General features: G+C 41.8%; 13 protein-coding genes. 10 read left to right on the top strand and 3 right to left on the bottom strand.

Going from position 1 to position 12,231, the window contains the following annotated elements; genetic code table 11:
* The first annotated feature begins 9 nt into the window (after window positions 1-9).
* From QNI08_RS18725 to QNI08_RS18705, 5 genes are all read left to right on the top strand, one after another.
* Complete coding sequence (locus QNI08_RS18725; RefSeq protein ID WP_285768912.1) at window positions 10-231, top strand: YqgQ family protein; 222 nt, start codon at window positions 10-12, stop codon at window positions 229-231.
* A 2-nt stretch (window positions 232-233) separates the two neighbouring features.
* Window positions 234-1,196: an ROK family glucokinase gene (locus QNI08_RS18720; protein ID WP_285768911.1), complete on the top strand. Its 963-nt coding sequence runs from the start codon at window positions 234-236 to the stop codon at window positions 1,194-1,196.
* Window positions 1,197-1,426: 230 nt separating this feature from the next.
* Window positions 1,427-2,593 (top strand): M14 family metallopeptidase, encoded by a 1,167-nt coding sequence (locus QNI08_RS18715; RefSeq protein ID WP_285768910.1) that lies wholly within the window; start codon window positions 1,427-1,429, stop codon window positions 2,591-2,593.
* Window positions 2,594-2,759: 166 nt separating this feature from the next.
* Entirely contained in the window at window positions 2,760-3,932 is a 1,173-nt protein-coding gene (locus QNI08_RS18710; protein WP_285768909.1) for a YqgU-like beta propeller domain-containing protein, read from the top strand.
* Between the two features lie 1,532 nt (window positions 3,933-5,464).
* A complete protein-coding gene (locus tag QNI08_RS18705) occupies window positions 5,465-5,713 on the top strand; it encodes a hypothetical protein (RefSeq protein WP_285768908.1) in 249 nt (82 codons plus the stop codon).
* 304 nt (window positions 5,714-6,017) lie between these two features.
* Here the strand turns inward: QNI08_RS18705 and QNI08_RS18700 are convergent, their stop codons facing one another.
* Window positions 6,018-6,191: a DUF2759 domain-containing protein gene (locus QNI08_RS18700; protein WP_285768907.1), complete on the bottom strand. Its 174-nt coding sequence runs from the start codon at window positions 6,189-6,191 to the stop codon at window positions 6,018-6,020.
* A 220-nt stretch (window positions 6,192-6,411) separates the two neighbouring features.
* Here QNI08_RS18700 and QNI08_RS18695 point away from each other — a divergent pair, with 220 nt between their 5' ends.
* A complete protein-coding gene (locus tag QNI08_RS18695; RefSeq protein ID WP_285768906.1) occupies window positions 6,412-7,038 on the top strand; it encodes an MBL fold metallo-hydrolase in 627 nt (208 codons plus the stop codon).
* A 177-nt stretch (window positions 7,039-7,215) separates the two neighbouring features.
* Window positions 7,216-8,313 (top strand): class I SAM-dependent methyltransferase, encoded by a 1,098-nt coding sequence (locus QNI08_RS18690; protein ID WP_285768905.1) that lies wholly within the window; start codon window positions 7,216-7,218, stop codon window positions 8,311-8,313.
* 59 nt (window positions 8,314-8,372) lie between these two features.
* Here the strand turns inward: QNI08_RS18690 and QNI08_RS18685 are convergent, their stop codons facing one another.
* Together QNI08_RS18685 and QNI08_RS18680 are read right to left on the bottom strand one after the other, a co-directional pair.
* Entirely contained in the window at window positions 8,373-8,615 is a 243-nt protein-coding gene (locus QNI08_RS18685) for a DUF2626 domain-containing protein (protein ID WP_057911743.1), read from the bottom strand.
* 85 nt (window positions 8,616-8,700) lie between these two features.
* Window positions 8,701-9,402 (bottom strand): helix-turn-helix transcriptional regulator, encoded by a 702-nt coding sequence (locus tag QNI08_RS18680; protein ID WP_285768904.1) that lies wholly within the window; start codon window positions 9,400-9,402, stop codon window positions 8,701-8,703.
* Between the two features lie 215 nt (window positions 9,403-9,617).
* Here QNI08_RS18680 and QNI08_RS18675 point away from each other — a divergent pair, with 215 nt between their 5' ends.
* The 3 genes from QNI08_RS18675 to comGB all read left to right on the top strand — a co-directional run bounded on the left by QNI08_RS18675 (window position 9,618) and on the right by comGB (window position 12,197).
* Complete coding sequence (locus QNI08_RS18675) at window positions 9,618-9,998, top strand: Spx/MgsR family RNA polymerase-binding regulatory protein (RefSeq protein ID WP_285768903.1); 381 nt, start codon at window positions 9,618-9,620, stop codon at window positions 9,996-9,998.
* A 104-nt stretch (window positions 9,999-10,102) separates the two neighbouring features.
* Window positions 10,103-11,179 carry a competence type IV pilus ATPase ComGA gene (gene comGA, locus QNI08_RS18670; protein WP_285768902.1) on the top strand — a complete coding sequence of 359 codons (1,077 nt, stop codon included), beginning with the start codon at window positions 10,103-10,105 and terminating at the stop codon, window positions 11,177-11,179.
* Entirely contained in the window at window positions 11,163-12,197 is a 1,035-nt protein-coding gene (gene comGB, locus QNI08_RS18665; RefSeq protein WP_285768901.1) for a competence type IV pilus assembly protein ComGB, read from the top strand. The genes comGA and comGB overlap by 17 nt, the downstream gene beginning before the upstream one ends.
* The last annotated feature ends 34 nt before the right edge of the window (window positions 12,198-12,231 follow it).

The following is a 12,231-nucleotide window of genomic DNA, read 5'->3' as shown; positions in this document are numbered from 1 at the left end:
AGGCTTATTATGAAAACATATTATGATCTTCAACAATACTTGAAAAGATTTGGTACATTTATTTATATTGGCGATCGGGTAGCCGAGCTCGAAATGATGGAGACGGAAATCAGGGAAATCCATCGGATGCAGATGATGGATACGAAAGATTATCAAATGGCCATCCTTTTAATTAGGCAGCAATTGGCTCTTGAGATGGAGAAACAGAAAAAAATTGATAAAAAAAGGTGAGAATGATGGAAAAGTGGCTGATGGGTGTCGATTTAGGCGGTACAACTACCAAACTGGCTTTAATCAATTCATATGGGGAAATTATTCATAAATGGGAAATCAGCACTGACATCTCCGAAAAGGGGAAATTCATCACGATGAACATTGCCAAAGCAATCGATGCGAAGCTTGAAGAATTGAATGAACCGAAGAGTAAGCTAGTGGGGATAGGAATGGGAGCACCGGGCCCTGTGGATTTCGTCAACGGTTCGATATACGAAGCAGTGAATCTTGGCTGGAAGGACTATCCATTAAAGGATTTATTGGAGGTCGAAACCTCTTTGCCAGCGGTCATTGATAATGATGCCAATATGGCCGCTCTTGGAGAGATGTGGAAAGGGGCAGGTAATGGAGCCAAAGACCTTGTTTGCGTAACACTTGGGACGGGTGTAGGCGGCGGCATCATCCATAATGGCCGAATCGTCCATGGAACAAGCGGTGCTGCAGGTGAAATAGGGCACATAACAGTTGTAGCCGACGGAGGCGCTCCGTGTAATTGCGGCAAGTCGGGCTGTTTGGAAACGGTTGCTTCCGCTACCGGAATCGTTCGGCTTGCTTTAGAGGCACTGAATGAAGACGGCGGAACATCATTGCTGCAGCAAAAAGTGAATGAAGGACATGTCGTTTCTTCCAAATTGCTATTCCAATGTGCAAAAGCTGGCGATTCCTTGTCAAAAGCTGTAGTGGATAAGGTAGGCAATTACTTAGGTCTTGCACTATCGCATGTAGGCAATGTCATGAATCCAGATAAGATCGTAATTGGCGGCGGCGTTTCCCAGGCGGGAGCGATCTTGCTTGATACTGTCCGTGCTGCGTTTGAACAGTATGCATTCAAACGTGTTGGCAAATCAACGAAAATAAGCCTTGCTACCCTAGGCAATGATGCTGGCGTCATAGGCGCAGCTTGGCTAATCAAAAATCAGTGAATGCTTGAGCCGCTTTCTTATCAGCCCTGTTTGGACAGGGCTGATAAGAAAAAAAGAGGCAATATTCAAAAATTCAAAAAGTGCGGCGGCATATAAGGCTGAGGCACGAAAAATGACCGATGATGAAAAAACGACCTGGATTGCTCCAGGTCGTTTTTTTTTGGCATCGCTTCCGAACATTTTTTCGGCAATCATTTCATAAAATCAGACTAGGAAGGGGGGAGCCTTTAATGAAAGTCGTAAGCAGAAGCGGGGATACTCTAGCCTATTACAGCGAATTGTTTCAAATCCCTAAAGTTTTATTGGAGGATGCCAATCCCGGCAACTCTGAAGGAATTTTGCCGATGGGCATCGAGGTGCAGATTCCTGGTTTCGTTACGGTAAGGGAATCCCGTTTGGGGGCGACATTGAATGACATCGGGCAACGTTCGCAATTGCCCATAGATGCTTTATCATTAGTGAACCAAGTCGAACAAGACGCGATTGCTGTACCGGTCAGAATCACCAATCCCCTGCTTGACATCGAAAAACCGTACGAATACCAATCTCTTCTCGATGACCTTGACATTCTTTCGTTTCATTATCCCTTCATTCAAATCGAATCAATCGGAAAGAGTGTATTAGGAAAAGAGCTCCTGGAAGTGCGAGTCGGTCAAGGAGAGAAGGTAATCCATTATAACGGTTCATTCCATGCCAACGAGTGGATCACCTCTGCCGTTTTAATGAAATGGCTGAATGACTTCCTGTTGGCTGTAACCAATGAGGGCACGCTTAGCGGTGTGGACTGTATGCCTTATTATCAAAATGTGACACTATCGATCGTTCCGATGGTCGATCCGGATGGGGTCAACCTAGTGATAAAAGGGAAGCAAGCCGCAGAAGGGAAATTTGATGTAATCAAGATGAATAACGGCAATCCAGCCTTTTACGCCTGGAAAGCCAATATTCGTGGCGTTGACCTGAATAATCAATACCCTGCCAATTGGGAGATTGAAAAGCAAAGAAAGCTTCCAAAAGCTCCAGCTCCAAGGGATTTTCCAGGAGAGCTTCCCTTATCCGAACCAGAAGCATTGGCCATGAAGAAATTGGCTGAAAGACGGAATTTCGAAAGAGTAATAGCCCTTCATACACAGGGGAAGGAGTTTTATTGGGGATATGAAGGACATGAACCCGAGAATTCGGCTACTATGGCAAAGGAGTTTGAGGCACGCAGCGGATATCGGGCCGTTCGCTACGTTGATAGCCACGCCGGCTATAAAGATTGGTTCATTCAGGAATTCAAGCGACCTGGCTTCACAATTGAGCTGGGGAAGGGCATCAATCCACTTCCTTTGTCTCATCTTCCGGGTATTTATGAAGAATCTGTGAAGATTTTAATGGCTGGGCTCTGTATTTGAGTCGATTTTACTAAGGAATATACTTCCACAAAAATATAAGATAATTATTCGCCACTTTTACTCTTTTTTACTTTATAATGAAATGCGTAAGGATTCGATGGATCCTTGCTCTTTCTAATGTCTCGCTCACATATGCCAGGCGTTTTAGTTTTGAAGTTGGAGGTGTGTGGAGATTAAAGCAATCAAAGCAGCGCTTTGTATGCGGCTTACCATTTGTAAGATGTTGTGTTTTGTCCCATTATTTATCTCCACTATCCTTCTTATCTCGGCTTGTGAGCCTTCCAAGGACCTTAGTAAACCCGTAACTGATACGGAAAAAGAACACTCCCAACCCAATTTGGGGATATCTTCAGGTGAATGGAAGATCCCGACTGCTGAAACCGAAAAAATCGTCGCTATTTATGGATGGCTTGATTCCAAAACCATTTTGTTCGCTGAGAAGCGGGATGGCAATAAAGTCCCCCAGCTTATGACTTGGAATATGGAAACGAATGATACCTCCGTTTTCTATCAGCCAACCTTTGCGTTTTCCGAAGTTTCAATCAGTCCATCTGGAACGCATATCTTGGTATCGTCCTTCACATCTTCGGGTAAAGCATCGATTACCATTCTCGATCGCACAGGCAATCCATTGTATTCTGTGGCGATACCAGCTTATGAATTAGCTTACGAGTGGAACTCCTATCGAGATGGAACGCTGTTTTTATCTAGTTTTAATGAAGATTGGACATATAGCTCCTATGTGCTGAACCCGGATGAACAATCAATGGAAGCACTGGATTTTCCACAGCCCTTTGCACAGTGGGCGGGTGAAAAGGAATTGATGTTTCTCGATTGGGATAGGAATGAACCTGCTTTGACGGCTCCCTTAGTAAAAAAAGCGTTGAATGCTGATGGGGCGGACAGCCTTATGCTCGATGTCATTCACTTTAAAAAAATGAAACATACGCTAATGACGATTCAAGTGGAGACAGAACAACATGATCGGGGTACATACGCTTTTTATGATCAAACAAACAAGCCGATTCACTCTTTTTCCGTGCCGCTATTGAAAAGCTTTTCAGATTGGGTGATTCCATCCTACGATTTCATTGAAAAAAACAAGGAATTCATAACGTTCATTCCAAATGAATCAAAAGACGCGGACCAATATGAGGGAAGGTTTACCTTGACTAAATTTAATTGGGAAAAAGGCACACAAGAAGAAGTGATGAAGGACATGGAAAATGAACCATTAAGCTGTTCGCTTGATGGCAACCTCTGCTTATATGGATATCAATTCGAGAAAATCATTGATATGAAAACCCATCAAATACAAAGACTGTTTAAAAAACAATGATGATCTAAATTAAAAGCTCGCCACAATGGCGAGCTTTCTTACTGTAGATACACTCTGTAAGGATGGAGTGTGTTTACAGTATTTTTTTAGGTTTAGATAAATTGAACGCTGTTTTTCAAACCACTATTACCCAAGTTGGATGTACGTAGACCGTTTCATTGCACTTCAGGCACTCGCTTTCCGCGGGCGGTCCGTGAGCTTCCTCGGCTTTTGCTCCTGCAGGGTCTCACGTTGACACGCATTTCCCACAGGAGTCTCGTTGCCTTCCGTTCCATTTCACTTTGCTTGAAAATTTAGAATCGCAATAGCTATAAGTAATGGAGCTTTGTACATGGACCGTTTCGTTTCCCTTTACTCTGAATGAAATTTAAGTGGATACTATTGCCCACAAAATTTGAGGAATTGGACTTCAATCGTTTCATTTCACTGTACGTGAAAAGTAGACTAGATTTTCGTACCCGCAGGAGACTCGCACCACCAAATTAAACCGACATTTTAATTGGACCCAATGATAATGACAACCCCTCATTTTAACCTACCAGCACCAATTGCTAATTCCAAATTTGTGAATGCGCATATCAAAATAGGAACGCTATGATGCCAAATAAATGATTTAATATTTGGGCTCCCATCAAGTTAAATTAATTGATGGTTAATTGTCCTTTCTTACAGAACAGGATGGTCAGAGCAAACAATTGAATAGAATAATTAGGAGTTAGTAAAGTTTATTTCTAAAGGTGCATGAATACCAGAAGCTGCATATAAATTTGTGTCAAATGATGATTTTAATAGAGTGTACAAGCTAGATTTTCCATGAATAATGGAAGTGTACTTGAAATATGTTACAGATTTCCATAGGTTCAGGTAGAGACTACGGAGAAAAACCTCAACTAGCGGTGGTATTGTTAATAGAAAGAGAGAATATGAACAATGCTATTAAAAATGCTGGAAAGAAGTCATAGCAATGATAATGCGACTAATTTGTTAGCTGGTTTATATTTTTAAAAAAGTTCTAGATGAGAATATATAAGTCTAAGTAAATAGAAAATTAAAGATTGTCGAATCTATAGATCCAGAATTAGTGAAGTCAGAATCTACGTTTCATTCAATAATGGCTGCTGCTTCAACTTCACCTAAATATATGTCTACTACAACTCTTAGCTTCAATAAACACGTAGCTTCTTAAAGTGCTGTAGCAACAGTCATTGGTGGAGTAATAGCAGCTGCTTCTCTTACTGGTTTCAAATTTGCTAAAACAGATTTTGCTAGTGCAATTGGTAATTGGTTGAGTGTTATTGGATTAGGAACATATTTCTCCTCAAAATTAATGAGTGGTACTTTCAAAGTTGATAATTATAGAAGTGGTTCAAAGAAATTTACTGGTTGTGAATATTTGTATCAATATAGATATCAAAATCCAAGAATTAATTTCACTATAGTTGGAAAAAAGTTCAATAAATCATTTAATAAGACTGGTAGCTGGTATTATGGAACAAGACCTTGTGCATAGCATAAAATAGGAGGTGATAAAAATGGGAAAGAGATTTTTTCCGCTTTTTATAATACTTATTGTTTCAGCAATGGCGATAACCTTTTTATTGCGTATGGGACCTTTTGAACAGCCCATCTGGATGCAAGTAGTATTTTTATTTTCCACCTCTACGTTTACATATATTGCTTTTAAGAATAAATCTGAAATTTCATTTGTTATTGTAATCATTTGTGCTATCGTAATGCTATTTTCTTTATCGCTAAGGTTTTTTTTGTTTTTGAATTCATAGGAAGTTCGCTTTACTCAATATGAATTGCCCCGTATATGTTAGACACCAAACTAACATGTACGGGGTGTTCTCTTATTACGTAACCCCGATCCTTTAGGACTATATGAATAGAAACACTAATGTATTTTAATAACCTTCGTTGAGACTTCCCCCAAACAATATCTATATCGTTTCGATTCTAACCTTAGTTTTCACGCAAAGGGGAACGGAACAGAGCGGTCTAAGTACAGATACTCCAAACTTTAGGCAATCTGGGAATTAAAAAAGGTTTCGGAAGGGAAATCCTTCCGAAACCTTTTTTTCTTTAGTGGGAAACAGGAAAGCCGCTGTTGATGATTGTCATGACAGTGAACCAGCCGAATACGACGGCACTGCCGGCTGCAAAAATGAATCCTAAGAAGTTTCTCTTTTTTAATGAAGTAAATACAGCTGCCACCCCCAAAAGGGCCACAAGTCCGAACACAACCATTAATATCATATCAAAACCCCCTTTTACAAAATGAATGTTCATCACTAATAATATACCCAGAGAATTATGCAACTACCAAAAATATGTAGAAAAGAATGCATTTGTTAATATTTTAATATTTATTCAATTATTTGTCGAGGCTAAAAAGGGCTTGGAGTGAACAGGATTAACATGTACGTCAAGATTTGGTGTAAGATGGAGAGAGAAATTCTTATTGGAGTTGATGGAAATGAAATGGACACAAATCCCGCTTGGACCCCTGCAAACGAATTGTTATGCAGTCTCGGATGGAACGGATTGCATCATTATCGATCCGGGTGAAGAGCCACAGAAAATCATACAATATATACAAACAAAAAAATTGAAGCCTTTGGCGATTTTATTGACGCATGCTCATTTCGATCATATCGGTGCTCTTGATGCCATCCGCGATCATTATGGAGTGCCTGCTTATCTTCATGAAAAAGAGGCCAAGTGGCTTCTTGATCCCGCGTTGAACGGCTCTTTGAACTGGTTCCCTGAAAACCCGATGCGCATGAAACCGGCTGATCATTTCATCGCAAATGAGCAGGAGCTTACAATTGGTGGGTTTACTTTCGAAGTTTTCGAAACCCCCGGGCACTCACCAGGCAGTGTTTCCTTTTTTTTAAGGGATGAACGGCTGCTATTTTCAGGAGACGTCTTGTTCCAAGGAAGCATTGGCAGGACAGATTTAATTGGCGGAAGCGAAGCGGTCCTGCTAAAAAGCATCGATACGAAACTGCTGCCGCTTCCTGATGATACGATCGTTTTCCCGGGACATGGTCCAGTCACGACCATCTTAGATGAAAAGAGTGCAAACCCCTTTTTGAGATAACATTCCTCCAGGTGCCATGTGGCACCTGGTTTTTGGGTCTTGATGTTTGAATATTGAAAAAAATGACTCGTGGAATTATACTGAGTATGTTTCTTGATAAAGTAAAAGAATAGCCGACGCATTAACTAATCGGAAAGGTCATTTTTTTTGATCGCGTTTCAGGGAAGAGGAGGCGTTATGTTGATACACCATTTGGAGGAAATGATTGAACGCAGCCCTAAAAAGAGAATTTCCTATCAGGACTATATGGCAGCCGTTTTATATGCCCCGCAGATTGGCTATTATATGAGGCAAAAAAAGAAGATTGGCTCAAGAGGGGATTTTTATACGTCCGGCAATGTCGGGGACGCTTTTGGCAGATCACTTGCGAGGTGGTTCGTCCATTTGATAAAAGTGTGCGGCGTTTCCCCGCACATCGTTGAAATGGGTGCAGGGGATGGGAAGCTGGCGTATGACATTCTCGTCTACATTAAAGAAACAGAGCCGCTGATTTGGGACTCGCTGACGTATGTTCTGGTAGAAACCAGCCCATTTCATAGGAGGGCTCAGCAAGACCGTATAGGGATGTTCAAACAGGCATCTTTAGCTGTCGAAGCAGAAGAATGGGCGAATATGAATGGAATCGTGTTTTCAAATGAATTTTTCGATGCACTGCCTGTCCATGTCATCGAGAAGGATGGCGGGTCCCTTGCAGAGGTCTTCGTCACGATGGAGGGTGGCCGTTTGCTGGAAGTGAAGGAGCCGTTGGACAATCCTGACATTCTTACTTACCTTGCGGAACGGTCCGTAACATTACAAGATAAGCAAAGATATGAAATTCCGCTGCAGATGGTTCAGGAATATGAAAAGATCGCTTCAAGCATCCGTTCGGGGGTCCTGCTTACCATCGATTATGGCTACACTCAAAAGGAGTGGCAGGAGTCCGCACATCATCAAGGAAGTCTAAGGGGCTACTATCGGCATGAAATGATCACGGATGCACTTATGCATCCTGGTGATATGGATATGACGACACATATCCATTTTGACACATTAATGGATATTGGAAAAAAAAAGGGGGCAGCCGTCTCCGGCCTTTATCAGCAGCATGAATTTTTGCTTAAAACGGGGATCCTCCAGGAGCTGAAGGGGCACCAAGAGACGAATCCCTTCTCGGAAACGGCAAGGCGCAACCGTGCTATTCGGGGCCTGATCATAGGTGGGTACAGTGACCATTTCAGGGTGCTGCTGCAAACGAAGAATCTGGCTGAGGCTGCAAGGATTTTCCCTGATTGATGCAAGAGAAAACCCATGAACCAATGATTCATGGGTTATGTATCATGCATGTTCCGATCCTAATGGGAGGCACCAGGAGTCATCATAAATACACTCCAATATGAGAATCCTGCAAAGAAAACGGTAAGATAGGCGCCAAATACATAAATATACATGCGCTCCGATAATTTCAAATAGCTTAAGAGAACAAAAAAGATCGTTTGTGCAAAGAAAAGTAAAGACGTTTGATGCATATGGCCCAGATAAAAGAAAATAGCCATAATTCCTGTCCAAAATCCACATACTCTGAACATGCGTTCCATCCGAATCCCTCCTTTTGTCAAGTCGTGTACATTCCCAATAATTATAAATGAAATTGTAAGGTAATGTAAAGGATGCCTTTTGTTTCTATGTCAGAACCGAAGCTTGATAAGAGCAAGTGGAACAATTAGACATCATATTTTCTACTTCCACAAGATCCACGTTATCAAACAAGGCTTCGAACATTCCCTTTAAGAAAGAATTATGCATCGAGCATATTATTCCTGGCTCTACGGCTGTAACTTCCTTGAATGGACAATTGAAGATACGGAAGTGAATTTTATTTTCCGCATCGTTTGCCTGAATTTCAGGTGAAAACCCTGCAATGATGGCAGCATTCCTGAGCATACCGACTTTCTCCGCAAAAGTAAGGCTGTTAATTGAATGTAAGCTCATCGATAGTTGCTGATTGACCAATTCCTCGCCGAAAACCTTGCCCGTATCGTAAAGGGCCTGTTTCCCTTGCTCCCCTAATGTCATCATCGTCTGAATGGCTATCCTTGATAGCAGCTGATAGTCCCTATAAGGAAAATGCAGCTGAATGACTTTATCGGATAAACGATAAAGCCTGCTTGGACGTCCGCCTTTCCCCGTTTTACGTGCTTCCGATACCAGCATGTCAATATCTTCGAGTTTTGACAAGTGTAGGCGAGCCACATTTGGATGGATGTTAAATGAATCGGCAATTTGCTGTACCGTCACGTCCCCATGATTGTCCAAAATATATTGATATATATAATACCGGGTGGGGTCTGCTAACACGTTCGTAATTTTTAACGTTTGTTCCATTTTGCCCTCCTGCATTTCCATAGTTTTACTTGTTTATTATAATACAGGCAGAAAATAATGGAATAACAGAACCTGCAATATCGCTTTAGTTAAAAAAAAATTCACATTTTCCCCATTTTAGTAGAGCTTTTTAATATACATTTATTGTACAAATGTTATACAATACTTTTAAAGAACATGTTATATATACAAATTAGGAATGAGGGGTTGTAAATATGGAACGATTGACTTTCTTTTCGTATCCAAGTTGTACATCTTGCCGAAAAACAAAAAAATGGTTAAAGGCCAATCATATTTCTTTCGAAGAGCGTCATTTATTCAGAGAAACACCGACCGAAGCTGAATTAAAACGGATCCTTGAATTGACTACCGAGGGCCTTGATGAAGTATTGGCAACAAGAAGTGAAGTGTATAAAGGCTTGGAAGTTAATATTGACGAAATGATGCTTTTTGATGTCATCCAATTACTTACAAAAGAGCCGAGACTATTGAGAAGGCCCATCCTTATAGACGGGGAAAAATTAGTGATCGGCCACAATGAAGATGCATTGAGAAATTTGGTTTCCAAAAAGATGGATTTGAAAATGAGCATGTAAAAGTGATTCTCGAAAATTTTTCGAGGATTTTTTCATGTATTTAGCAGGAATTTGTCGGTGATTGTCGAAATTTTAATTTAGAACTATAGGAGGTGATGAATGATTTGATATCAATTGAAAAAACGGCAGAAAAAATCCTTACCCGTGCCATTCAGGCATCCGCGTCGGACATCCATATTTTTTTCCGCAGGGAGGGACCGCTCATCCAATTCAGGATCGATAATAAGCTTGTCCCTCAGGAAACCATATCATTCTTTGAAGCTGAAAGGCTGATAGCTCATTTGAAGTTCCTTGCCGCAATGGATATAGGCGAGAAAAGAAGGCCGCAAAGCGGTGCCATCACCATGAATCTAGCTAACCAAGTGGTAGGACTTCGCCTCTCCACACTCCCCACTGCCTATCTCGAGAGTCTGGTCATCCGCTTAATACCCCAACAGAACATTCTTCCGCTAGAACAATTATCCTTATTCCCGAATACCGCCCAAAAACTGATTGCACTTCTGAAGCACTCCCATGGCATGCTCATATTTACCGGCCCGACCGGCAGCGGGAAAACGACTACCCTTTATTCCCTGCTCCATCATGCCCATGCGATGCTCAACCGAAATATCATCACACTTGAAGATCCGATTGAGAGTGTGTCCGAAAAGGTGCTGCAAGTCCAAATCAATGAAAAGGCCGGCATTACCTATTCGGTCGGCCTAAAGGCCGTGCTTAGACACGACCCCGACGTGATAATCGTGGGGGAAATCAGGGATTCGGAAACGGCGAAAATCGCGGTGCGGGCCGCTTTGACCGGTCATTTAATCCTGACGACGATGCATACAAGGGATGCACAAGGTGCGATCTCCAGGCTGCTGGAATTTGGTGTCAGCTTGCTTGAGATCGAACAAAGCTTGATCGGTGTGACGGCTCAGCGGCTTGTTGAACTTCGCTGCCTGCCATGTAAGGAGGATTGTGCATCTGCTTGCGTCATGACTGATAGGGCGAAAAGGGCGAGTGTGTATGAATTGCTTTATGGAAAAAGCTTGGCGGACCTTTTCCAAATGCATAAGGCTGAAAAGGGCAGTGCATCTGTCAGCTATCGCCGCTTAAGGGATGAAATCGGAAAAGCGGTTGCCATGGGCTATGTGGATTCACAAGAATATGACCGGCTGGTATATCATGATGACAAAAAGTAAATGGAAATTGAAGGAACAAGCCGTCTTCGTTACCAAGCTAGGTGAATTATTAAGCCATGGCTACCCATTGGCAGAGGCTATCCATTTCCTCGAATTTCAGGAATCCAAGAAGAAGGCGGGAGATTTCACTAAGGCCTTAAAGGACTTAAGGAGCGGTTATCCCTTGCATCAAGTGCTGTCCCATCTTGGTTTTCATCCACAACTTGTAAGTTATATCTTTTATGGAGAGCAGTACGGCGATCTGGATCGGGCGTTGAAAGAAGGAGGAGGTTATTGGAAAAAAAGAACGGAAGATCTCCATAAAGTAAAAAAAGTATTGGTTTATCCCATATTTTTGGTCTTTTTTGTCAGCATTGTGTTTTATATTCTCCAAAGTGTTCTCCTTCCTAAGTTCCAGGCCATCTATATCACGATGAATGTGGATCAAAACATCATTCTGATCCTGTTATCTGCATTATCCTTCATTTTGCCTCTTCTTCCCTTCATTCTCATTGGCATGTTCCTATTCTTGTATCTACTCAGACGATTATGGTTTAACCGAATGTGCCCTTTGCGGCAGCGAAGGCTATTAATCGGGATCCCGATAGTAGGAAGCTTCATCAGGTTATATGAAACCTATTTTTTTGCAAGCCAATTTAGCGGCATGCTTTCCGGAGGTCTGTCCATTAACGAAAGCATTAATTTGTTTTCGATCAATCAGCAGCAGCCATTCTACCAAAAACTTTGCTCGATCATCAAGGATGACCTGACAGAGGGCCGTTCGCTCGAAATGATTTTTCAGGAGCTGCCCTATTTTGATCGAAATTTACCAGTGGTTGCCGCGAATGGCCAAAAATACGGCAGGCTTGATGCAGAGCTGCTTCATTACAGCCAATTTTTGCTTGAGAAAATGGAAGAAAAAATGAATGTTATCCTGAAGATCCTTCAGCCTCTTATGTTTTCGGTGATAGGTTGCCTGATCGTTTCGATTTATTTGGCGGTGTTGCTGCCGATGTTCTCATTGCTCGAAGGTGTATAGAATTTCATTATTGATTTGTGGAGGTGACACTGCA

The sequence above is a fragment of the Peribacillus folii genome, from assembly GCF_030271255.1.
In the GTDB taxonomy this organism is placed as follows: domain Bacteria; phylum Bacillota; class Bacilli; order Bacillales; family DSM-1321; genus Peribacillus.
This window is presented reverse-complemented; position numbering and strand designations above follow the sequence as displayed.

Bases quoted from the DNA above. Each gene is read 5' to 3' on its own strand.
- QNI08_RS18725 (WP_285768912.1), top strand. From the start codon at position 10: ATGAAAACATATTATGATCTTCAACAATACTTGAAAAGATTTGGTACA.
- QNI08_RS18720 (WP_285768911.1), top strand. From the start codon at position 234: ATGATGGAAAAGTGGCTGATGGGTGTCGATTTAGGCGGTACAACTACC.
- QNI08_RS18715 (WP_285768910.1), top strand. From the start codon at position 1,427: ATGAAAGTCGTAAGCAGAAGCGGGGATACTCTAGCCTATTACAGCGAA.
- QNI08_RS18705 (WP_285768908.1), top strand. From the start codon at position 5,465: ATGGGAAAGAGATTTTTTCCGCTTTTTATAATACTTATTGTTTCAGCA.
- QNI08_RS18700 (WP_285768907.1), bottom strand. From the start codon at position 6,191: ATGATATTAATGGTTGTGTTCGGACTTGTGGCCCTTTTGGGGGTGGCA.
- QNI08_RS18695 (WP_285768906.1), top strand. From the start codon at position 6,412: ATGAAATGGACACAAATCCCGCTTGGACCCCTGCAAACGAATTGTTAT.
- QNI08_RS18690 (WP_285768905.1), top strand. From the start codon at position 7,216: ATGTTGATACACCATTTGGAGGAAATGATTGAACGCAGCCCTAAAAAG.
- QNI08_RS18685 (WP_057911743.1), bottom strand. From the start codon at position 8,615: ATGGAACGCATGTTCAGAGTATGTGGATTTTGGACAGGAATTATGGCT.
- QNI08_RS18680 (WP_285768904.1), bottom strand. From the start codon at position 9,402: ATGGAACAAACGTTAAAAATTACGAACGTGTTAGCAGACCCCACCCGG.
- QNI08_RS18675 (WP_285768903.1), top strand. From the start codon at position 9,618: ATGGAACGATTGACTTTCTTTTCGTATCCAAGTTGTACATCTTGCCGA.
- comGB (WP_285768901.1), top strand. From the start codon at position 11,163: ATGATGACAAAAAGTAAATGGAAATTGAAGGAACAAGCCGTCTTCGTT.